General features: G+C 70.7%; 23 protein-coding genes. 17 read left to right on the top strand and 6 right to left on the bottom strand.

Features of this window, described 5'->3' with window-relative positions:
• Positions 1–44: 44 nt before the first annotated feature.
• Positions 45–332, top strand: coding sequence for a DUF1416 domain-containing protein (locus ACIBK3_RS40800; protein ID WP_010351646.1), 288 nt, complete (start codon positions 45–47; stop codon positions 330–332).
• A 120-nt stretch (positions 333–452) separates the two neighbouring features.
• Positions 453–713 (top strand): DUF3099 domain-containing protein, encoded by a 261-nt coding sequence (locus ACIBK3_RS40805; RefSeq protein WP_030673468.1) that lies wholly within the window; start codon positions 453–455, stop codon positions 711–713.
• A gap of 68 nt (positions 714–781) precedes the next feature.
• Here ACIBK3_RS40805 and ACIBK3_RS40810 read toward each other — a convergent pair whose 3' ends face one another.
• Positions 782–1,144, bottom strand: a complete 363-nt coding sequence (locus ACIBK3_RS40810) for a DsrE family protein (protein ID WP_030673471.1) — start codon at positions 1,142–1,144, stop codon at positions 782–784.
• Positions 1,145–1,394: 250 nt separating this feature from the next.
• On the opposite strand from ACIBK3_RS40810, the gene ACIBK3_RS40815 reads away from it, so the two are divergent.
• Genes ACIBK3_RS40815 through ACIBK3_RS40825 form a run of 3 tightly spaced genes read left to right on the top strand, consistent with a single transcriptional unit; the run spans position 1,395 to position 3,436 of the window.
• Positions 1,395–1,970, top strand: coding sequence for an FABP family protein (locus ACIBK3_RS40815; protein WP_399373165.1), 576 nt, complete (start codon positions 1,395–1,397; stop codon positions 1,968–1,970).
• 16 nt (positions 1,971–1,986) lie between these two features.
• On the top strand, positions 1,987–2,460 hold the full coding sequence (locus ACIBK3_RS40820) for a Fur family transcriptional regulator (RefSeq protein WP_399373166.1): 474 nt from the start codon (positions 1,987–1,989) through the stop codon (positions 2,458–2,460).
• Between the two features lie 10 nt (positions 2,461–2,470).
• A complete protein-coding gene (locus ACIBK3_RS40825) occupies positions 2,471–3,436 on the top strand; it encodes a YgfZ/GcvT domain-containing protein (RefSeq protein ID WP_399373168.1) in 966 nt (321 codons plus the stop codon).
• A gap of 24 nt (positions 3,437–3,460) precedes the next feature.
• On the opposite strand, the gene dtd is transcribed toward ACIBK3_RS40825, so the two are convergent.
• Positions 3,461–3,886 carry a D-aminoacyl-tRNA deacylase gene (gene dtd / locus ACIBK3_RS40830; RefSeq protein WP_399373169.1) on the bottom strand — a complete coding sequence of 142 codons (426 nt, stop codon included), beginning with the start codon at positions 3,884–3,886 and terminating at the stop codon, positions 3,461–3,463.
• 189 nt (positions 3,887–4,075) lie between these two features.
• On the opposite strand from dtd, the gene ACIBK3_RS40835 reads away from it, so the two are divergent.
• The 3 genes from ACIBK3_RS40835 (at position 4,076) to ACIBK3_RS40845 (ending at position 7,113) form a co-directional block, all read left to right on the top strand.
• Complete coding sequence (locus tag ACIBK3_RS40835) at positions 4,076–4,702, top strand: aerial mycelium formation protein (protein ID WP_399373171.1); 627 nt, start codon at positions 4,076–4,078, stop codon at positions 4,700–4,702.
• Positions 4,703–4,774: 72 nt separating this feature from the next.
• Positions 4,775–5,761, top strand: a complete 987-nt coding sequence (locus ACIBK3_RS40840) for an asparaginase (protein WP_399373173.1) — start codon at positions 4,775–4,777, stop codon at positions 5,759–5,761.
• A gap of 98 nt (positions 5,762–5,859) precedes the next feature.
• Positions 5,860–7,113 carry a GNAT family N-acetyltransferase gene (locus ACIBK3_RS40845; RefSeq protein WP_399373175.1) on the top strand — a complete coding sequence of 418 codons (1,254 nt, stop codon included), beginning with the start codon at positions 5,860–5,862 and terminating at the stop codon, positions 7,111–7,113.
• 213 nt (positions 7,114–7,326) lie between these two features.
• On the opposite strand, the gene ACIBK3_RS40850 is transcribed toward ACIBK3_RS40845, so the two are convergent.
• A complete protein-coding gene (locus tag ACIBK3_RS40850; protein WP_399373177.1) occupies positions 7,327–7,512 on the bottom strand; it encodes a hypothetical protein in 186 nt (61 codons plus the stop codon).
• 174 nt (positions 7,513–7,686) lie between these two features.
• Between ACIBK3_RS40850 and ACIBK3_RS40855 the strand changes: the two genes are divergently transcribed.
• Positions 7,687–8,604: a winged helix-turn-helix domain-containing protein gene (locus ACIBK3_RS40855; protein ID WP_399373178.1), complete on the top strand. Its 918-nt coding sequence runs from the start codon at positions 7,687–7,689 to the stop codon at positions 8,602–8,604.
• A 45-nt stretch (positions 8,605–8,649) separates the two neighbouring features.
• On the opposite strand, the gene ACIBK3_RS40860 is transcribed toward ACIBK3_RS40855, so the two are convergent.
• Positions 8,650–8,838 carry a hypothetical protein gene (locus tag ACIBK3_RS40860; RefSeq protein ID WP_399373180.1) on the bottom strand — a complete coding sequence of 63 codons (189 nt, stop codon included), beginning with the start codon at positions 8,836–8,838 and terminating at the stop codon, positions 8,650–8,652.
• Between the two features lie 163 nt (positions 8,839–9,001).
• Here ACIBK3_RS40860 and ACIBK3_RS40865 point away from each other — a divergent pair, with 163 nt between their 5' ends.
• From ACIBK3_RS40865 to ACIBK3_RS40890, 6 genes are all read left to right on the top strand, one after another.
• On the top strand, positions 9,002–9,907 hold the full coding sequence (locus tag ACIBK3_RS40865; RefSeq protein WP_399373181.1) for a GntR family transcriptional regulator: 906 nt from the start codon (positions 9,002–9,004) through the stop codon (positions 9,905–9,907).
• The gene (locus tag ACIBK3_RS40870) at positions 9,907–10,674 is read left to right on the top strand and encodes an HAD family hydrolase (protein WP_399373183.1); all 768 of its coding nucleotides are present in this window, start codon (positions 9,907–9,909) and stop codon (positions 10,672–10,674) included. The genes ACIBK3_RS40865 and ACIBK3_RS40870 overlap by 1 nt, the downstream gene beginning before the upstream one ends.
• A 104-nt stretch (positions 10,675–10,778) precedes the next feature.
• A complete protein-coding gene (locus tag ACIBK3_RS40875; RefSeq protein WP_399373184.1) occupies positions 10,779–11,867 on the top strand; it encodes an aminoglycoside phosphotransferase family protein in 1,089 nt (362 codons plus the stop codon).
• Between the two features lie 253 nt (positions 11,868–12,120).
• A complete protein-coding gene (locus ACIBK3_RS40880) occupies positions 12,121–13,125 on the top strand; it encodes an ATP/GTP-binding protein (protein WP_399373186.1) in 1,005 nt (334 codons plus the stop codon).
• 46 nt (positions 13,126–13,171) lie between these two features.
• Positions 13,172–13,777 (top strand): TetR family transcriptional regulator, encoded by a 606-nt coding sequence (locus tag ACIBK3_RS40885; RefSeq protein ID WP_399373187.1) that lies wholly within the window; start codon positions 13,172–13,174, stop codon positions 13,775–13,777.
• A gap of 49 nt (positions 13,778–13,826) precedes the next feature.
• Complete coding sequence (locus ACIBK3_RS40890; protein ID WP_399373189.1) at positions 13,827–15,968, top strand: HelD family protein; 2,142 nt, start codon at positions 13,827–13,829, stop codon at positions 15,966–15,968.
• A gap of 138 nt (positions 15,969–16,106) precedes the next feature.
• On the opposite strand, the gene ACIBK3_RS40895 is transcribed toward ACIBK3_RS40890, so the two are convergent.
• Positions 16,107–16,949, bottom strand: a complete 843-nt coding sequence (locus ACIBK3_RS40895) for a nitroreductase/quinone reductase family protein (protein WP_399373190.1) — start codon at positions 16,947–16,949, stop codon at positions 16,107–16,109.
• Positions 16,950–17,170: 221 nt separating this feature from the next.
• Here ACIBK3_RS40895 and ACIBK3_RS40900 point away from each other — a divergent pair, with 221 nt between their 5' ends.
• Positions 17,171–17,794, top strand: a complete 624-nt coding sequence (locus ACIBK3_RS40900; RefSeq protein ID WP_399373193.1) for an RraA family protein — start codon at positions 17,171–17,173, stop codon at positions 17,792–17,794.
• A gap of 129 nt (positions 17,795–17,923) precedes the next feature.
• Here the strand turns inward: ACIBK3_RS40900 and ACIBK3_RS40905 are convergent, their stop codons facing one another.
• Complete coding sequence (locus ACIBK3_RS40905; RefSeq protein WP_399373194.1) at positions 17,924–18,835, bottom strand: NAD(P)-dependent oxidoreductase; 912 nt, start codon at positions 18,833–18,835, stop codon at positions 17,924–17,926.
• Positions 18,836–19,064: 229 nt separating this feature from the next.
• On the opposite strand from ACIBK3_RS40905, the gene ACIBK3_RS40910 reads away from it, so the two are divergent.
• The gene (locus tag ACIBK3_RS40910) at positions 19,065–19,790 is read left to right on the top strand and encodes a class I SAM-dependent methyltransferase (protein ID WP_399373196.1); all 726 of its coding nucleotides are present in this window, start codon (positions 19,065–19,067) and stop codon (positions 19,788–19,790) included.
• Positions 19,791–19,836: the final 46 nt, after the last annotated feature.

Genomic DNA, 19,836 nt, shown 5'->3' on the forward strand with positions numbered 1-19,836 from the left:
CCACCGACCTTTCAGCCTCTCTCAGGACCCTTCAGGAGTACGACATGTGTGGAGCGAAGGCCGGCGGCCCCGACGCCTCGACGATCAAGCCCGGTGAGACCACCATCCAGGGCCAGGTGACCCGTGACGGCGAGCCGGTGACCGGCTACGTCCGCCTCCTGGACTCGACCGGCGAGTTCACGGCGGAGGTCCCCACCTCCGCGACGGGCCAGTTCCGCTTCTACGCGGCGGAGGGCACCTGGACCGTCCGTGCCCTCGTTCCCGGCGCAACCGCCGACCGCACGGTCGTCGCCCAGCAGGGCGGCCTGGCGGAGGTCGCGATCGCGGTCTGAGCAGAGATCGCGGTCTGAGCAGAGATCGCGGTCTGAGCAGAACCTGACGGCCGAAGGGCCGCACTTGGCGCTGGACGCCTTGGTGCGGCCCTTCGGCGTTCTCCGGCCTACCCTGGACGTATGTTGGCCCGCCGACGACGCGCTTATTTCGCGATGATGGGCACCTGCATCGCGCTGTTCGTCCTGGCCTGGGGAGTCGTCCGCATCTGGTCGGTTCCCGTGGCCGTCGGAATGTGTGTGGTGGCCATGGTCATCCCGCCGCTCGCCGCGATCGTCGCGAACCGGCGCGGTCCCGACGACCGCTGGTGGGACGACCCCTCCGGCGACCCGACGTCCGACGAGTGGTGGGACGAGCTGGACGGCAAGAAACGGCCCAGGTAGGCAGAGAGTCGAGCCGCCCCCCGTAGACCTCAGTAGACCTCAGTAGACCTCGGTAGACCTCGTAGTTCTCAGTACACGAGCGCCTGTGTCTCGTCCCCCAGGGCCTCCTGGACGAAGACCTGGGCGCCGGCGATGCGGACGCCCTCGATGACGTCCTTCTCCGCGATGTCGCGGCGCGCCGCGCACTGGGTGCACAGGGTGACGCGGCCGGCCGCGAGGACGGAGTCCAGGAGATCGGGGAGCGGGGCCGCGTGCGGCAGCTCGAACTCGGCCGCCCGGCCCGGCAGCGCGAACCACGCCGACTCCCCGGTCAGCCACAGGGACACCTCGACCCCGCTGGCCACGGCCACCGCCGCCACCGTGAACGCCTGCGAGCAGCGCTCGGGGGCGTCCGCCCCCGCCGTCACCTTGATCACGAGCTTCTTCGCCATGACCGAATCGTAATGGGCGTACCTCACACGAAGGCCCGGGTCCCGGCCGCGTAAGCTGGGGCCCGGCTCTTGTCCACTGCCGCGTGTCTTGTGCACTGCCCCACCACGATCGTCCGAGGAGCACCCCCGTGGAGACCTTCTTCGAAGCCCTGCTGATTCTGGTGTGCGTCGGTGTGCTCGCCTTCGCCTGGCTGACCGTGAAGAAGCTGTACCAGGGCCAGCGCTGACCCACGTCGAGGAACCGCCACTCATGATCGAGATCCCGTCCGACCTCCACAAGGACCTCGTGCCCCTCGTCTTCCTGCTCGGCAACTGGGCCGGCGCGGGCGTGCACGACTTCCCCGGCTCCGAGAAGTGCAACTTCGGGCAGGAGGTCACCTTCACCCACGACGGCCGGGACTTCCTGGAGTACCGCTCCCACACCTGGGTGCTGGACAACGAGGGCAACAAGGTCCGGCCCCTGGAGTCCGAGTCCGGCTTCTGGCGCGTCGACGCCCACCGCAAGGTCGAGGTGACGATGACCCGCGACGACGGTGTCGTCGAGATCTGGTACGGCGAGCTCGCGGCCAAGAAGCCGCAGATCGACCTGGTCACCGACGCGGTCGCCCGCACCGCCGCCTCCGGCCCGTACACCGGCGGCAAGCGCCTGTACGGCTACGTCAACAGCGACCTGATGTGGGTCGGCGAGAAGCAGACCCCCGAGGTGGAGCTGCGTCCCTACATGTCGGCCCACCTGAAGAAGGTCGTCACCCCGGAGGACGTCGAACGCTGGGCCAAGGCCCTTCCCGACGACATGCCGGACGACGGCATCGCCTTCTTCAAGTAGTCCTAGACTCGTGGGTGTGGTGAGCACCGACTGGAAGAGCGATCTGCGGCAGCGCGGTTACCGGCTGACCCCGCAGCGGCAACTCGTGCTCGAAGCCGTGGACACCCTGGAGCACGCGACCCCCGACGCCATCCTCGTGGAAGTACGCAAGACGGCGTCGGGGATCAACATCTCCACGGTGTACCGCACGCTGGAACTGCTGGAGGAGCTGGGGCTCGTCTCGCACGCCCACCTCGGGCACGGTGCGCCGACGTACCACCTCGCCGACCGGCACCACCACATCCACCTGGTCTGCCGGGACTGCACCAACGTGATCGAGGCGGATGTGAGCGTGGCCGCCGAGTTCACCGCCAAGCTCCGGGAGGAGTTCGGCTTCGACACGGACATGAAGCACTTCGCGATCTTCGGCCGGTGCGAGGACTGCGCCCGCAAGGCCTCCCACACGGCCTCCCGGACTTCTTCACTCAAGGGTTCAACTACCGAGTCGTAGGCTTAGGCATATGAAAAGCCCCCTGCTGACCCTGCCCGGCGCCGTCCCCGCCGAAGGTGTGGACGAAGGCGTCGCCGCCCACTACGGCGACCTGTTCCGTGAGCAGCGCGCCCTCGCCGACGGCACCGGCTTCGTGGACCTCTCGCACCGCGGAGTCGTCACCGTCTCCGGCGAGGACCGGCTGAGCTGGCTGCACCTGCTGCTCACCCAGCACGTCAGCGACCTCCCCACGGGGCAGGCGACCGAGGCACTGATCCTGTCCGCGCACGGCCACATCGAGCACGCCCTGTACCTGGTCGACGACGGCTCGACGACCTGGGCGCACGTCGAACCCGGCACCCAGGACGCGCTGATCGCCTACCTGGAGTCGATGAAGTTCTTCTACCGGGTCGAAGTCGCCGACCGGACCGAGGAGTTCGCGGTCGTCCACCTGCCGGCCGGTTCCATCGCCGACGTCCCGGAGGGGGTCGTCGTACGCGAGACGTCGTACGGCCGTGACCTGTTCCTTCCGCGCGTCGAACTGGAGTCGTACGCCGAGAAGTCCGGCCCCGCGGTCGGGATCCTCGCCTACGAGGCACTCCGCGTCGAACAGCACCGCCCCCGCCTCGGTTTCGAGACCGACCACCGGACGATCCCGCACGAGCTGGGCTGGATCGACACCGCGGTGCACCTCCAGAAGGGGTGCTACCGGGGTCAGGAGACCGTCGCCCGGGTGCAGAACCTCGGCAAGCCGCCGCGTCGGCTGGTCTTCCTGCACCTCGACGGCAGCGAGGTCCATCTGCCCCCGGCCGGCACCGAGATCCGGCTCGCGGACGAGGGCCCCGACGGTCGCAAGATCGGCGTCATCACGACGTCCGTACGCCACCACGAGCTCGGCCCGATCGCCCTCGCGCTGGTGAAGCGGAACGTGCCGCTGGACGCGCGGCTGGTGGCGGACTCGACGGCGGCGGCCCAGGAAGTCGTCGTAGCGCCCTGAGACGCCTGGCCGAGGCCTGGAGACCTAGATCTCGATCAGGACCGTGAACGGGCCGTCGTTCGTCAGTGAGACGCGCATCTGCGCGCCGAAGCGGCCCGTCGCCACCGTCGCCCCGAGGGAGCGCAGCCGCGCGACCACCTCGTCGACCAGCGGCTCGGCCACGTCACCCGGGGCGGCGGCGTTCCAGGTGGGACGGCGGCCCTTGCGGGCGTCGCCGTAGAGGGTGAACTGGCTGATGACGAGGAGCGGGGCGTCGATGTCGCTGCACGACTTCTCGTCCGCCAGCATGCGGACGGACCACAGCTTGCGGGCGAGTTGGGCCGCCTTCTCCTTGGTGTCCTCGTGGGTCACGCCGACGAGCACGCACAGCCCCTCGCCGTCGAGCTCCCCGACCGTCTCGCCGTCCACGACGACGCTCGCGCCGTCCACCCTCTGCACCACTGCCCGCATACGACCATCATGCCGGGCGTCCGATCGCGCTCCGCACCAACCCTCTTCCTTGTCCTCAACCTCCCACCAACCCCCCATCAACCCCTCATCTGGGGCCGTTCGGGGCTGATCGGGGGCGCTCGGTCACATAGCGGCCACTTGGGGTGGCACGATGCTTTCCACACGCCGGTCGAGGGGACGGTAGAGCACATGAGCACACCGAGTACCGGGCAGCTTGGCATGACCAGCCAGCGGCCGCCCGTACAGCGCACCGACAGTCCGCCCGTACAACGCACCGACAGTCCGCCCTGCGCGCTGCGCGCCGGCCCGCCCGAGCCCGAACTGGCCGTGCTGAGCCTGCCCGAACTGCGCACGCTGCGCCGGGAAGCCCAGCGCGACGAGGCCGACCTCAGCTACGTACGGCGGCTGCTGCAGGGCCGTATCGACATCCTGCGGGCCGAGTTGGCGCGGCGGACTCCCGCGGGCGCCGCGTCCGTGCCGGCGCCGGGGGAGGCGTCCGTGGTCGAGCGGCTGTCGGAGATCCTCACCGACGCCCCGGCCCGGCACCGTTCCTCCGCCCGGCATGTGACGCTGGGCACCCCGCACAGCGAGGAGTACCGGCTGCTGGCCGCGGAGATGCTCGCCGAGGTCGAGCTCTCCGACCTGGACGCCCGCACGGACCTGGAGCTGAACACCGCGATGGGGCGGCTGGTGCGGTACGAGCAGCAGGTGTCCCGGCGTCGGCAGCGGCTGCAGCGGACGGCGGACGACTGCAGCGCGGAGATCGCCCGCAGGTACCGTGAAGGGGAAGCACAAGTCGACGACCTGCTCATGTGACACGGCGGCCGTACCGGCGATCCCGGGGCCCGTGGCCGGGGCGGGTCCCCTCCGTCCGGAAGGCCGCCGCCGATGCCCGCGTCCGCTGTCATACCGCCCGTGTCGTCCCTGGAAGAACGTGTCCCGCCCGTCCTCGCCGAGGTCGTCCGCTCCGGGTTCGTCGAGGGGCGGCACCGGGGGAGTCTGGTCCTGCTGGACGCGGACGGGGCGGTGGAACTGGCGCTCGGGGACGTGACCTCGCCCGTCTTCCCGCGCTCCTCCAACAAGCCGATGCAGGCGGCGGGCGTGCTGAGGGCGGGCCTGGACCTGTCCGGCGTGCGGCTGGCGATGGCCGCCGCCAGCCACTCCGGCGAACCCTTCCACCGCGACCTGGTCCACAAGATGCTGGACGAGCAGGGCCTGGACGAGACGCTCCTCCAGTGCCCGCCGGACCTCCCGCTGGACGCCGAGGAACGGGAGACGTACCTGGCGTCGGGCGAGGTCCGCTCCCGCGTCACCATGAACTGCTCCGGCAAGCACACCGCGATGCTGGCGGCGTGCGCGCTGCGGGAGTGGCCGCGGGACTCCTACCTGGACCCGGCCCACCCGCTCCAGCAGCTCATCCACCAGGTGGTGGAGGAGGCGGCGGGCGAGAAGGTGGCGGCCGTGGGCACGGACGGCTGCGGGGCGCCCCTGCTGGCGATCAGCCTCACCGGCCTGGCCCGCGCCTACCGCACCTTCGTCCTCGCCGACCCTGCCTCCGCCGAGGGCCGCGTCGCCACGGCCATGCGCACCCACCCCGAGTACGTCGCCGGAACCCGCCGCCCCGACACCTGGCTGATGCGTGCCGTCCCCGGCACCCTCTCGAAGATGGGCGCGGAGGCGGTCCAGGCGGTGGCCCTCCCCGACGGCCGGTCCCTCGCGTTCAAGGCTGAGGACGGCGGCGGCCGCGCGCTGGGCCCCGTCCTGGCACGCGCACTCCGGCTCATGGGCGTGGAGTCGCCGGTGGTGGAGCGGATCGGGCGGGCGCCGGTGTCGGGGGGAGCGGGGGTGGTGGGGGAGATCCGGGCCACTTTCTGAGACGGAGCAGGAAGCGGGACTCAGGAATGGGGGATCGGGGGTGGCGGGGGTGAGGAAAAACACCGGCACATCCACGCCCCCGCCCCTACCGTGGCCGCATGACCCGTCCGCGCCCCGACATCGACGTACGCCCCATCACCGAACCCGAACTCGTCGACTGGCTCCGTGCCGTCAGGACCGGCTTCCTCCGCGAGCCCACCGTCCCGGACAGCGAACTGGAAGCCCGCCGCAGCCAGTTCCAACCCGGCCGCTATCTCGGCGCCTTCGACGGCGGCCGCTGCGTGGCCACCTTCAAGTCCTTCGACCAGCAGGTCACCGCCGTGGGCGGCGCGGCCGTCCCGGCCGACGCCATCACCGGTGTCACGGTCACCGCCACCCACCGCCGCCGGGGCCTGCTGACCCGCATGATGGCCCGGGACCTCGCCGCCGCGAAGGACCGCGGCGACGTCGTGGCCACGCTGATCGCCGCCGAGTACCCGATCTACGGCCGCTACGGCTTCGGCCCCGCCACCTGGATGACCGAGTGGACCGTCGACATCCCGCGCACCGGCCTCGACCTCCGACGGCCCGTCCCGGACGACGGCGGCCGTATCGACCTCGTCGACGGTGACGACGTCCGCAAGCTCGGCCCCGACCTCCATGAGCGGATACGCCGGTCCCAGCCGGGCGCGGTCAGCCGCGACGAGATGTGGTGGCGGTCCACGACGGGACTCGTACGGCTGGAGCCGTCGTGGACCGAACCGTTCTACGCCGCGTACCGCTCGCCGGACGGCGAGGTCGAGGGACTGGCCAAGTACTACACGGACGACAACTGGCACGACAAGCAGCCGCACGACACGGCGAGCGTGAACTGGCTGATCGCCTCCACCCCGGCCGCCGAGCGCGCCCTGTGGCGCTACCTCTGCTCGATCGACTGGATCACGCGGGTGAAGAGCGGCTGGCGTGCCCCGGACGACCTGCTCCCGTTGGTCCTGCCCGACCCGAGGGCGGCCAGGATCACCGCGCAGTCGGACTGGCTGTGGGTGCGGCTCCTGGACGTCGTACGGGCGCTGGAGTCGCGGACGTACGCGGGGGAGGGGGCGCTGGTTCTGGAGGTGAGGGACCGGGACGGGCTGACCGGCGGGCGGTACCGGCTGGAGGCGTCGCCGGAGGGCGGGTCCTGTACGCGGACGACCGCGGACGCCGACCTGACGCTCGACGTGGCCGACCTGGCGGCCCTGTGGCTCGGCGACGAGTCGGCCGTACGGCTGGCGGCGCTGGGGCGGGTACGGGAAGAACGAGAGGGCGCCGGCCGGTCGGCCGACGCCCTGCTGCGCACGTCCAGGCGTCCTTGGTGCCCGGACATGTTCTGACGCTCCTTCTCCTCGGGGACAGGTGCTGCTCTGCATCCGTAGCGAGCTGTTCCGTTGTGGCTGTTCCGTTGTGCTTGTTCAGTTGTGGCTGTGCTTTCGTACGTCCGTGCGGACGCCGGTATCCAGTTGTGGCTGTGCGAGGGTGCTGACGTTCTTCAGTTGTGGCTGTGCGGACCGACCGGGCTCCCGGCTCCCCTCCGGAAGGGAGCCCGGTCAGCCGGACTGGGCGAGCAGCATCACGAGGATCACCGCTCCGATGCCGCCGATCGCGACGCTCTTTGCCTTGATCCCGGCGGTGAGCGCGACCAGGGCGACGATGCCCATCGCGCCCAGCTTCCACTGGACGAGTTGTTCGAAGCCGACGGCGAGGGCGGCGATGGCGAGGGCGATCAGCGGCATGTCGGTCCTCCTCCGGGACGGTGGTCCCTGTCGGTCGCCTTGCTGGCCAACCTTGTGGAAGATTGACCATGTTGCTCAAGTTGGCGACCAACTTCACTGTACTTATCTCCGCTTGGATGAGGCTTGTAACCACCCTTCGATGAGCTGCCGAAAGATGGCGAGAAGTTGTAGTGTTTGGTCGTGGACCCGAAACACGCCGCCGTCAATGGGCGGAAGAGGGCACAGCGGCCACACAAGTCCCATCGCGAGGTGGCCGACGAGCTGCGCGCCCGGATCCGGTCCGGGAAGCTGCGACCGGGCCAGCGCATGCCCACGCAGGCCAAGCTGGCCGACGAGTTCGGGGTCGAGCGGGGCGTCGTACGGCAGGCGCTGTACATCCTGCAGTCTGAGCACCTGCTGACCAACGTTTCGAAGGGAAGCCCGGCGACCGTCGCCCCGGATCCTGACCTGACCAGGCCTCAGACCGGGCCCGCCGCCCCGCCGCTGCCCACCACGGTGGCCCTCGCGCCCCGTACAGCGGCCGCCTTCGCCGCCCCGCACGTCGAGATCGACGCCCTGTGCCTGACCTCGGTCTCCCTCACCCTCGCCATCGGCGAGCCGCTGCGCCAGATCCACGCCGGGCGAATGAAACCGGCCAAGGTCGACGTCCGCGTCCTGCTCCCGTCACGGGACATCGACCTCGCCTTCCCGGTGGCGGTCGACGGGCGCGGGGACGGCGACCTGGTGCACGAGCGCTGGCTGGCCATGCGCAACGCCCAGGGCCAGGTGCTGCGGCACAACCTGCTCGCGCTGCGCGCCACCCATGGCATCGATGTCCACGTCTCCTTCCGGGCGCTGCCCTTCACGCCGCCGGTGAAGCTGTACCTGCTCAACGGGGAGGAGGCGTTGTTCGCGTACTACACGCTGGGCCGTCATGAGGCGGAGATCGACCAGGAGTACTTCCAGACGTACGACGCCGAGGGCACCCAGTCGATGCTGTTCGCCTTCGAGCAGGGCGTCGCACTGCGGGACACGACCTTCGTCGAGCAGTCCCACCTGTGGTTCAACGCACTGTGGGAGACGATCAGTTCGGAGCTGACGCTCACGACCTGACGTCTCCCACAACGAGCTGACCGGGCTGCCGTCGACCTGGTCGACTCATAGGGCGGGACCCGCGACCAGCAGTGCGAGAACGACCGCCCCCGCGGAGCTGACGGCCGGGTTCTTGGCCTTGATGCCTATGGTGAGAAGGAGCAGACCGGCGACGCCGACGACGCCGTACTTCCACTTGAGGGTCTGTTCGACGCCGACGACGAACACGGCGGACAGGAGGGCGAGAGCAGGCACGGTGTTCCCCTTTCGGATCCGGGTCCTGCCGGCGAATGAGGAGGCAAAGCGTCCGCCAACTGAACCAAGTTGGTAACCAACTCAATACTAGTTGTCCCCACTTGGTCGCCACTTCAAAACAACTTTCAAACAACTCCACATAGATGGATAGAAGTTGTAGCGTTTGGTCGTGACCCAGGAGGACGTGGCGGAGAACGTGGCGGAGAACGTGGCAGTGAACGGCAGCAGGAAGCTCTCGCCCCAGGAGATCGCCGACAACCTGCGGGAACGGATCCGCACCGGCGACCTCAGGGCGGGTGACCGCCTGCCCACCCAGGCCGAGCTCGCCGAGGAGTTCGGCGTGGAACGCGGCACCGTTCGGCAGGCCCTGCGCGCCCTTCAGGACGACGGCCTCCTGAGCAACGTCAGCAAGGGGAGCCCGCCGAGGATCGCGGAACCGCCCCGCACGGTCGGGGAGCAGCCGCAGCCGACGATGGTCGGACTGGCCCCGAGGCTGGTCGAGGGCTTCTCGGTGCCGCGCGTCCGCGTGGATGTCGTGTGCCACACGGCCGAGACCCTGATGCTGGCCCTCGGCGAACCGCTCCGCCAGATCCACGAGGGCCGGATCCACCCCGAGTCGGTCGATGTCCGCATCCTGCTCCCCTCGCGCGACATCGACCTCGCCTTCCCGGTGGCGGTCGACGCGAGCGGGGACGACAACCCCGTGCACGAGCGCTGGCTGGCCATGCGCAACGCCCAGGCGCAGGTGCTGCGGCACAACCTGATGTCGCTCCGCTCCTCCCACGGCATCGACGTCCACGTCTCCTTCCGGGCGCTGCCCTTCACCCCGCCGGTGAAGCTGTACCTGCTCAACGAGGAGGAAGCGCTGATCGGGTACTACATGCTGACCCGGCGCGAGGAGGAGTGGGGCAGCCAGACCCTGGACATGTACGACGCCCTCGGAGCCAAGTCCCTGCTCTTCTCCTTCGTCAGGCAGGCCGACCGGCGTGACGCCGCCTTCGTGGTGGAATCCCAGAAGTGGTTCGACGCCCTCTGGGAAACCATCACGACGGACCTGACACTCTCCTAGTGACTTCTGATACGACGCAGACTGAACTGGTGACAGCGGAGACCGAGGCACTGCGAGGGCTGATCACGCGCGCGCGTGTCGTGCTCTGGGACTTCGACGGCCCGATCTGCCGCCTGTTCGCCGGCCACGCGGCGGACAAGGTGGCGGACGACCTCGTGGAGTGGCTCGAGGGCCGCGGCCTGCACGGGCTGCTGACCGACGAGGAACGACGGTCCCTGGACCCGCACATAGTGCTGCGCGCCGTCGACCGCAGACATCCCGGCAGCGACCTGGTCGACGAGTTGGAGGAACGTCTCACCCAGGAGGAACTGCGGGCGACCTCCTCCGCCATGCCCACGGCGTACGCCGACCCGCTGATCCGCACCTGGAAGGCGGTGGGGGCCAGGCTGGCGATCGCCACCAACAACTCCCCGCGGGTGGTCCGCACGTACCTGGCGAGTCGCGGCCTCAGCTCCTGCTTCATGCCCCACATCTACGGCCGCACCCACATGCTCCAGCACCTCAAGCCCGACCCGTACTGCCTCAACCGGGCTCTGAACGCGATGGGTTCGGCACCCGGGGACGCCCTGATGATCGGTGACACCCCGTCGGACCTGCTCGCCGCCGTCGCGGCCGGCGTTCCGTTCCTCGGCTACGCGCGCAACGAACACAAGGAGAAGCTCCTGAGGGACGCGGGCGCCACGACGGTCGTCGCCTCGCTGGAGCAGGTGCTCGCTCTGGTCCGTGCGACGTCCGGCTGCTCACCGAATAGTTCAGGACAACTCTGAATTACTCCAAATAGGGTGTTTAGGCTGTGGGACATGCCACAGCCTTTGCAAAGTCATGCGCCAGCGGACGTGATCTTGAGGCCGAACCGCTAATCTCGGCCATCATGCCTCGTCTGTCACACGTAGCGCGCCGGGCGCTGGCGCACCGCCTGCTGGAGTCCCGCCGACTCCGGGGCAGGGGCGAGGTGCTCAGGGGCCACCACAACACCAACTACGTTCTGCGCGTGGGGTTGTGGCCGGCCCTGCTGCTGGGTGTGATGCCGTTCGTGCGGTTGAAGTACCGAGTGCCGCTGAACAGCGTGGAGGTCGTCCCCCGCATCTGGCCGCGCGAGGCCGAAGTGCTCGAGGTCGTCTGCCGTCATCTGCGCGAGGTACCGCGCTGTCTGGCCGTCCTGGGCGACCGCTCTGTGCACACGTTCCGCAGGGGCGACGCGCTCAGTGAGCTGAATCCCGACGGCGCCGTCGGCGAGAGCCTGATGCGGGAGTTCGCGGCGTTCTTCGTCCGGACCGCCCGCGTGCCGGTCGAGGACCTGCCGCCGCTCCCCGGGAACTGGCCGGCCGACGGCGACAGTGACGGGTTTCTGCACTGGCTCGTCGACTTCGCCGAGACGCGTGTGCACCAGCCCAACCGGGAACGGTTCGGTGATCTCTTCGCGGCCGTGGGGATCCCCGAGGACGCGATGACGAGGTTCAAGGAGAACCACCACGGCCTGACCTCCCGGCCCTTCACGCTCCTGCACACCGACGTCCACCGCGCCAATGTCGTGGTCCGCAGGGGCCGTATCGCGGTGATCGACTGGGAACTGGCCCTCTGGGGCGATCCCCTCCACGATCTGGCGACGCACATCGTCCGGATGAGGTACGGGAAGATGGAGCGGGACCGCATGGCCGAGCTGTGGGCCCAGGCCATGCGGGAGGCCGGCCGCGGGGAGCTGACCGCGGGCCTGCACCGGGACCTCCAGACCTACCTCGCCTTCGAGTACGCGCAGTCGGTCTACCCGGACGTCATGCGGGCGGCTCTCGCGCTGCCCGTCGACGCGGAGGAACAGCACTTCCGAGCGGCCGCACAACAGGTGAGCCGGGCCATGGGCCGAGCCCGTGAACCCTTGCGGCTCGTGGACGTCGCGGATGTGGAACAGATCGTGGAAGCCCTGCGGAAGTGGCACGGCATGTCCGCGCGTACGGCCGCGTGACGACCGTACGACGGGAGAACGGGCCACAGGAGAGCGGGCGTTCCGTGCGGACGGCCGCACGGCGCACTGTTCCTGCCGGCGCCCGGGGCGATGCTCTCCGACGACTTCCGGGTGAACCACTTCGAACGACTTCCCGGCCATGGTCTCCCGGCCCTGATCGCGCGGGCGATCGAGCCGTCCCCTTCCTGACCGCCCGGCTCAGCGGGCACCATGAGCAGGCTTGAGTCAAGTAGGCGGCTCACTGGGGGAATTGGTGTCGGACACAAGGCGGTCATGGGGTGCAGGACTGGCGGCCGGCTGGGAACGCGCGGAGTCCACGGTCACGCGGCTCTTCCTGGCCGTCGTGTTCGGCGTCGGACTGGTGGCCCAGTTCGTGAAGCCGGTCGGCGACGCGTTGCAGGACAAGGTCTACCTGGGCGGGGCGCTGCTCACCGTGGTGGGCTACGTGTTGTACGCCGAGGTGCAGCGGCTCAACGAGGCGCACTCGGCGCAGCGGGCGACCGAGGAGTCCCTGGCCGCCGTGGTACGGCGGCTCGACGACGAGGTGCGGAGGCTGAACTCCGTCCTGCGGCCACGGGCCGGAGCGGTGGTCACGTCGGAAGAGCTGAAGCGTGAGTTCCGGGAGGCGCTCCACGCCGGGGGAGAGGTCCGGCTCACGGCGATGGGATTCACCGGCGAGACGTTCGCCGGTCCCCTGATCAGCATTCTTCAAGGGCTGCCCAGAGACCCCCTGCGCAAGGTGAGCCTGCGCGTGCTGGTACCGGACTTCGCCCGGGAGACCGAGGTCCCGGGCCGGGTGGGCCCGGACGGCAAGGCCTGCGACTCCCCGGAATTCCGGGCGGACCTGAGGCGTCAGATCGCGGGCCACGAGAGCGCTCTGAACGGTCAGATAGGCCGGATGGCCTTTGCCGAGCGGGGAACGCTGACCGTCGAGTTCCGCGTGCTGCACATGTCACCCTCGCTCAAGCTGTACTTCATCGACAACGCCGTGGTGTACGAGGGGATCTACGACAAGATCGACCTGCGCCCCGACCCGTGGGCTCCCGCCGTCCCCACGGCGCCCGACTCCGGGGCGGGCGCCGGTCAACTCCTTGACCTCATCGGCAACGACTCCCTGCTGGCCCGCTGGTCCAGGGACGGCGGCGACCACGCTCTCGAGATCATCAGGCGTCGGAGCACCTTCTTCGAGACGCTCTGGAGCAAGGCTCACCCACTGTCACCCACGCCCCGCCTCCCACCCCGGCCGGATGTCTCCTGAACGCGGGCGGAGGGGGCACCGCGAAACCTGTGCGTAGGCTCGCCCCATGAGTGAGGCAGGCCTGCGGGAGCGCAAGAAGCAGCGGATGTACGAGGTCGTGTCGGAGGTGGCGATCGGGCTGTTCCTGGAGAAGGGCTTCGACGCCGTGTCGGTCGCGGAGGTGGCTGCCGCGGCCGAGATCTCCAAGCCCACGCTCTTCCGGTACTTCCCGGCCAAGGAGGACCTCGTCCTGCACCGGTTCGCCGACCATGAGGACGAGGCGGCGCGTGTCGTCGCCGGGGCGGACTCGCCGCTCGGGGCGCTGCGGCGGCACTTCCTCGACGGACTGGAGCGGGGCGATCCGATCACCGGCCTCAACGACCACCCCCAGGTGCGCGCCTTCTACGCACTGCTCTACGGGACGCCCGCGCTGGTCGCCCGGCTGTACGCCTACCTGGAGCGCTCGGAGGCCGCGCTCGCCGAGGCGCTCGGCGGTGATCTGCAGGCGCGGCTGGCGGCCGGACAGATCATCGCCGTCCAGCGGATCCTCGCCCAGGAGAACTGGCGGCGGATCACGGGCGGGGAGCGGGTGGCGGACGTACGGGCGGACGCGCTCGCGGCGGCGGAGCGGGCGTTCGATCAGCTGGCGAGCGGACTGCCCCATCTCACCTGAAGCAGAGTAACGAATTTAACCTGGTTACATTTTCCCCTATGCTCAGGGAATGACGTCACCTCACCCAGGTCTCCAGGACGCCCTCCACCACGAACGCACCCACCACGACCGCTGCCGTACCGCGCTCGCCGCCATGGTCGCCGGGGCGCAGGAACACGTCGTCACCGGCGAGGACGTCTCCGCCTCCGGTGCCGACGCCGAAGTTCTCGGGTATCGCCTGCGCACGCAGGCCAAGGAGCTGCGGGACCTTCCGGAAGGGCCGCTGTTCTTCGGGCGGCTGGACTTCGCCGAAGGCGCCGCCGCGGACCACTCGGGGCAGAGCTACCACATCGGGCGGCTCAGGATCAGCGAGCATCCGGCCGCCCCGCCCCTCGTCGTGGACTGGCGCGCACCCGTCTCCCGCGCCTTCTACCAGGCGAGCGCGCACGACCCGCAGGGCGTCGCCGTGCGGCGCCGGTTCGGCTGGGCGTCCGGCAGCCGGGGCGACTCCGCCGACCTCACCGGCCTGGAGGACGAGCACCTCGGCCGGGGGGAGTCGGGGGCCGGTGGCATCGTCGCCCGTGAGATCGAGCGGCCCCGGGTCGGCCCCATGCGGGACATCGCCGCGACCATCCAGCCGGAGCAGGACGATCTCGTACGAGGAGACCTGGACGTCTCGGTGTGCGTGCAGGGCGCCCCGGGCACCGGGAAGACCGCCGTCGGGCTGCACCGGGCCGCCTACCTGCTCTACACCCACCCGCAGCGCATCCGCCGCGGCGGACTGCTCATCCTCGGCCCCAACCGGACCTTCCTCTCCTACATCGCCGAGGTGCTGCCGGCGCTGGGCGAGACCGGCGTACGGCAGTCGACCCTCCAGGAGGAGATCGCCCGGCATCCGGTCACCGGCGCCGACACCGAGCGGGCCGCCGTCGTCAAGCACGACGCCCGGATGGCGGAGGTGCTGCGGCGGGCGCTGTACGCGCGGGTGTCTTGGGAGTCGGGGGAGAGGGGCGCCGATCGCGTCGTCCCTGATCGCGCCGTCCCGGATCTCACCGTCCCCGACGGCTCGTACCGCTGGCGGGTGCCCGGTGGCGAACTCGCGCGGATCCTGCGCGACGTACGCGCCGAGGAACCGCCGTACGGCGTCGGGCGGGAGCGGGTGCGCAGCCGGGTCGTGCGGTGTGTGCAGCTCCGGGCCGAGCGGCGGGCGGGCCCGCAGAGCGGCGCCTGGGTGCAGAAGATCTCGCGGTCGCGGGCGGTCGGGGCGTACGTGGACGCCGTATGGCCTCGAGTGCGGGCCGAGGAGGTGCTGGCCGAACTCCTCACCGACGAGCGGGTGCTGGCGGCCGCGGCCGACGGGCTGCTGGATGCGGACGAGCAGCGGGCGCTGCTGTGGGCGCGACCGCCGCGGTCATGGAAGTCGGCGCGCTGGTCGGCCGCCGACCTGGTCCTGCTCGACGAGGTCGCCGGGCTCGTCGAACATCCCGAGGGATACGGCCATCTCGTCGTCGACGAGGCGCAGGACCTCTCCCCGATGGAGTGCCGGGCGATCGCCCGCCGGGCCGCCTTCGGCTCGCTCACGGTCCTCGGCGACCTGGCCCAGGGGACCACGCCCTGGGCGGCCCGGACGTGGGACACGACCCTGCGGCACCTCGGGAAGCCGGACGCGGCCGTGATCCCGCTGACCATCGGGTTCCGGGTGCCGCAGGCCGTGGTGAAGCTGGCGAACCGGCTGCTGGAGAGGCTGGACGTGGAGGTGCCGGTGGGGCGCTCGCTGCGTACGGACGGGGAGTTGAGGATCCGCGAGGCGGGGGCAGGGGCGGATGCGGTGGGCGGGGTGCTCGACGTGGTCGTGGACGCCGTACGGGAGGCCCTGGCGCGGGAGGGATCGGTCGGTGTCATCGCCGCGGACGCGGACGTGGACCGGGTGCGTGCCGCGCTCGCCGCGGCCGGGATCGCGGCGGCGGGGCCGGACGAGCCGGCCGCCCGGCTGAGCGTCGTCCCGGCGACCCTGGTCAAGGGCCTGGAGTACGACCATGTCGTCGCCGTCGAGCCGGCCGCGATCGCGGAGGGGGAGGGGCAGGAGGAGGGGGACGGGGATGCGGAGGTGGGGGACCTCACTGGCGGCCGGGGGCTGCACCGGCTGTACGTCGTGCTGACGCGGGCGGTGTCGCGGCTGGATGTGGTGCATGGGCGGCCGTTGCCGTTCTGACGGCCGACTGCTCGGCGGGGGCTGCCCGGGAGGCCGGGCCGTTCGGTCGGTGGCTGCCCGGGAGGCCGGACCGTTCGGTCGGTGGCTGCCCGGGAGGCCGGACCGTTCGGCCGGTGGCCGCCCGGGGGCCCGGGGTGCTCAGGTGCCGGCGTCGAAGAGCGGGATGAGTTGCTCCTCCTCGTACGTCAGGTGGGCCTCCAGCTCCCTCGTGAGGCGCTCGACCTCCGAGCGCGCCGTGTCCCGGTCCGCGTTCTCGGCGGTCACCGCGTGGCGGAGGTCCTCGACGAGGGCCGCGATCTTCTCGTGCTCCTCGCGCAGGCGGGCGATCGCCGGGGCGGCCTTCGGGTGGCGGTCTCCGAGGAGGGGGAACATGCCGAGGTCCTCGCCGGTGTGGTGGTTGTGCAGGCCCTGGCAGAACGTCAGGCAGTTCACCCGGAGCTGGGCGCCGAGCGTGGCGGTACCGGTGCTCATCTCCTTGCGGATCTGGGCGAGTTCGCGGCGGAAGGCGTCGTGCACGACCTTGATCGCCTCGCCGAGGGAGCCGGCGTTGATGTTCGGCGGGCCGCTCTGTGCGACCTCGTGGAGGGCGACCACCGGGATCACCCGGTCCGTCTTCTCCTGGTACGCCGCCCAGCCCGGGTCCGCCTCCACGGCCCGCGCGAAGGCCTGGTCGCGCTCCTCGCCGGTGAGGACCTCGGCACGGGCCTCGTAGGTGAACGCACCGCTCTCCACGGTGACGTGGGGATCGGCGAGGAGGTTGCGGTACCAGTCGGGGTGGCGCGGGGAGCCGCCGGCCGAGGCGATGACGAGGATGCGGTCGCCGCCGTCGGGGAGGTAGCCGACGGGGGCGGTGTGCGGGGTGCCGGCGCGGGCGCCGGTGGTGGTGAGGAGGATCAGGCGGGCGCCCTCGAAAGCACCGCTCATCCGGCCCCTGTTGGCGCGGAACTCGTCGATGATCTGGTCATTGAAGGGATTGGGCACGCTGTCTTCTTTCTCTTTCTCTGTCGCTGGTGTCTTCGTCGCTGGTGTTCTGCGAACTTCGAAGGCGGCACAGAGAAAGAGGCGGGCTCCTGGCCCTCCCCCACTCCCGAACTCGCTCGAGCGGGGGGACCCCCGTCGGCCTCACTCAGAGGCCGGGCACCCAACTCGCTCACGGCACAAGGCCGACCCGGCAGTCATACGGGCAAGGTAGCGTCGGCCGCGTGATCGACACCACCGAGTTTCTGGACATCCCCACGACCACTCTGGCCGATCTGCTCGGCCGTGAGCGGGTCATGGACATCGGCATACGGCCGCTGTGGGAGCCGGTACCGCGGATCGCCGGGCCGGCGTTCACCGTACGGTGCCCGGTCGGCGACAACCTGATGCTGCACGCGGCGATCCACCGGGCCGCGCCCGGTTCGGTGATCGTCGTGGAGTCCGGCGACCTCGACTACGCGCTGGCCGGCGGCAACGTCTGTGCCGTCGCCCAGCGCCGGGGCATCGCCGGTTTCGTCGCCGACGGGCTGATCCGCGACCTCGCCGAGGTACGGGCGATGCGCTTCCCGGTGTTCGCCCGAGGCGTCATCCCGATCCCGGCCGCCAAGTCCGCCGTCACGCGGTTCGGTGAACGGGTGCGCTGCGGCGGGGTCCCGGTCGACGCCGGCGACATCGTGGTCGCCGACGAGGAGGGAGTCGTCGCCGTCCCCGCGTCCCGCCACGAGGAGATCCTCACCGCGGCCCGCGCCAAGCTGGCCAAGGAGGCGGCGGAGACACTGGACGAGTGGGAGGCGGCACATCGGGCCCGGGTCGACGAGATCCTCGCGCGGGGCGGGTTCGAGGGCTGAGAGTTCTTGCCGCTCCTCCAACTCCTCCCGCCACTCCCGGCCCCTGCCCCTCCCTCGACTCCGGTCCCCGGTCCCCCTGGCACCCGGCCCCCGCCTTCGGCACCCGGTCCCGGGCCCCCCGCCCCCGTCTCACTGGCGGCCGAGCACCTCCGTGACCCGCATGAACCCGTCCGTTCCGTGGCCGAGGCCGATGACGCGGCGGGCCTGGCCCTCGGCGGCGCGCAGGACGGCGGCGTCGATGCCGTGGGCCTCCGAGGTCTGGATGATGTGTGCCATCGAGGAGACCGCCGAGGTGATCGGGTTGCCCTCGCCGGAGAAGGTGCCGCTGTCGACGTCCTCCGCCCACTCCTCGATGAGCGGCGGCAGGATCGCGGCGATGCCCTGTGCGAAGGGGGCCAGTTCGCGGGCGGTGACGCCTTCCGCGCGGGCCACCGCGAGGGCGTGCGCGAAGCCCGCCGTCGCCGTCCAGAAGAGGTCGAGCAGGGCGATGTCGTACGCGGCGGCCCGGCCGATGTCCTCACCGAGGTGGGTGTGGGTGCCGCCGAGCGTGTCCAGGACGGGCCGGTGCTCCCGGTAGAGGTCCTCGGGGCCGCTGTAGAGGAACACCGCGGCGGGTGTTCCGATGGTGGTGGTCGGCGTCATGATCGCGCCGTCCAGGTAACGGATACCGTGGGCGTCCGCCCAGCTCGCCGTGGACCGGGCGCGGTCGGGTGCGTCGGCGGAGAGGTTGACGACCGTACGGCCTTTGAGGGCGTCGGTGACCGGCGCGTCCCGCAGTACGGTGTCCGCGGCGTCGTAGTTCACCACGCAGACCACGGTCAGCGCACTCGCGGCGACCGCCTCCGCCGCCGACCGCGCACCGACCGCCCCGCGCTCGACCAACTCGCGGTCCCGGCCCGGCGTACGGTTCCAGACGGTGGTCCGTAATCCGGCCCTCAGGAACGCGTCGGCCAGCGCGCGCCCCATCGGACCCAGGCCCAGGACGGTGACGGTGGCGGTGGCGGTGGCTTCGGCGGCGGACCGGTCAGTGGACATGGGCATGCTTCAACTCCGGTAACTCAGAAGAGGGTTGTCGAGCAAGGCGAGCCGGGACGCGCGCCTTGCTTCGTGACGTCCTTCAGCCTCTGCCGCGCGCCGGATGCTGCCAAGTACGTACAAAAAAGTAAGTACCGCTCCGCCGGGCGAGGCGACGTGGCGGCTCTCGAAATCGGTTGCCGGGCGGAGGGGCGGTTGGGCAGCATCACGGGCATGCGATACCGGGAGCATGCGCATGGCTGACGAGTGTTTCGCACATCCACGGCTCGCCTCGATCTACGACGCCCTCGACCCCGACCGCGGCGACCTCGACGCGTACGTCCGGATGACCGAGGAGTTCGGGGCGCGCCGCGTGCTGGACATCGGGTGCGGGACGGGAGTCCTCGCCCTCCTGCTGGCCGGCCGCGGGCTCGATGTCGTCGGCGTCGATCCAGCCGCGGCCTCCCTCGATGTGGCCCGGGCCAAGCCGGGCGCCGACCGGGTGCGCTGGATCCACGGCGACGCGACCGCCCTCCCTCCGCTGCGGGTCGACCTCGCGACGATGACGGCGAACGCCGCCCAGCAGATCGTCGAGCCGGAAGCTTGGCGGGGGACGCTCCGCGGCGCCTACGAGGCACTCCGGCCCGGTGGCCGCCTGGTGTTCGAGACCCGGGTTCCGGCCAGGCGGGCGTGGGAGGAGTGGAACCGCGACGCGTCGTACGCGGTGACGGAGATTCCGGACGTCGGCGCGGTCGAGACCTGGGTCGAAACGGTCGAGGTGAGCGGCCCGCTGGTGACGTTCCGCCAGACTTATGTCTTCGCCGCGGACGGCCAGGTGCTGACGTCGGACTCGACCCTGCGCTTCCGTGGGCGGGAGGAGGTGGAGAGCGACCTGGCCGCCCAGGGATACGAGGTGGAGGACGTCCGCGAGGCACCGGACCGGCCGGGCAAGGAGTACGTGTTCGTCGCCCGTCGACCTTAGGTCCGACGTCGGCGTGACCGGGCCGGCCCGAGGTGGACCGTTCCTC

The sequence above is a fragment of the Streptomyces sp. NPDC050287 genome (assembly GCF_044459385.1).
Lineage (GTDB): Bacteria > Actinomycetota > Actinomycetes > Streptomycetales > Streptomycetaceae > Streptomyces.

Coding starts and splice junctions, on each gene's coding strand:
- ACIBK3_RS40840 (WP_399373173.1), top strand. CDS start 4,775: ATGCCCGCGTCCGCTGTCATACCGCCCGTGTCGTCCCTGGAAGAACGT.
- ACIBK3_RS40890 (WP_399373189.1), top strand. CDS start 13,827: ATGACGTCACCTCACCCAGGTCTCCAGGACGCCCTCCACCACGAACGC.
- dtd (WP_399373169.1), bottom strand. CDS start 3,886: ATGCGGGCAGTGGTGCAGAGGGTGGACGGCGCGAGCGTCGTCGTGGAC.
- ACIBK3_RS40875 (WP_399373184.1), top strand. CDS start 10,779: ATGCCTCGTCTGTCACACGTAGCGCGCCGGGCGCTGGCGCACCGCCTG.
- ACIBK3_RS40885 (WP_399373187.1), top strand. CDS start 13,172: ATGAGTGAGGCAGGCCTGCGGGAGCGCAAGAAGCAGCGGATGTACGAG.
- ACIBK3_RS40910 (WP_399373196.1), top strand. CDS start 19,065: ATGGCTGACGAGTGTTTCGCACATCCACGGCTCGCCTCGATCTACGAC.
- ACIBK3_RS40805 (WP_030673468.1), top strand. CDS start 453: ATGTTGGCCCGCCGACGACGCGCTTATTTCGCGATGATGGGCACCTGC.
- ACIBK3_RS40810 (WP_030673471.1), bottom strand. CDS start 1,144: ATGGCGAAGAAGCTCGTGATCAAGGTGACGGCGGGGGCGGACGCCCCC.
- ACIBK3_RS40815 (WP_399373165.1), top strand. CDS start 1,395: ATGATCGAGATCCCGTCCGACCTCCACAAGGACCTCGTGCCCCTCGTC.
- ACIBK3_RS40850 (WP_399373177.1), bottom strand. CDS start 7,512: ATGCCGCTGATCGCCCTCGCCATCGCCGCCCTCGCCGTCGGCTTCGAA.
- ACIBK3_RS40845 (WP_399373175.1), top strand. CDS start 5,860: ATGACCCGTCCGCGCCCCGACATCGACGTACGCCCCATCACCGAACCC.
- ACIBK3_RS40835 (WP_399373171.1), top strand. CDS start 4,076: ATGAGCACACCGAGTACCGGGCAGCTTGGCATGACCAGCCAGCGGCCG.
- ACIBK3_RS40825 (WP_399373168.1), top strand. CDS start 2,471: ATGAAAAGCCCCCTGCTGACCCTGCCCGGCGCCGTCCCCGCCGAAGGT.
- ACIBK3_RS40905 (WP_399373194.1), bottom strand. CDS start 18,835: ATGCCCATGTCCACTGACCGGTCCGCCGCCGAAGCCACCGCCACCGCC.
- ACIBK3_RS40800 (WP_010351646.1), top strand. CDS start 45: ATGTGTGGAGCGAAGGCCGGCGGCCCCGACGCCTCGACGATCAAGCCC.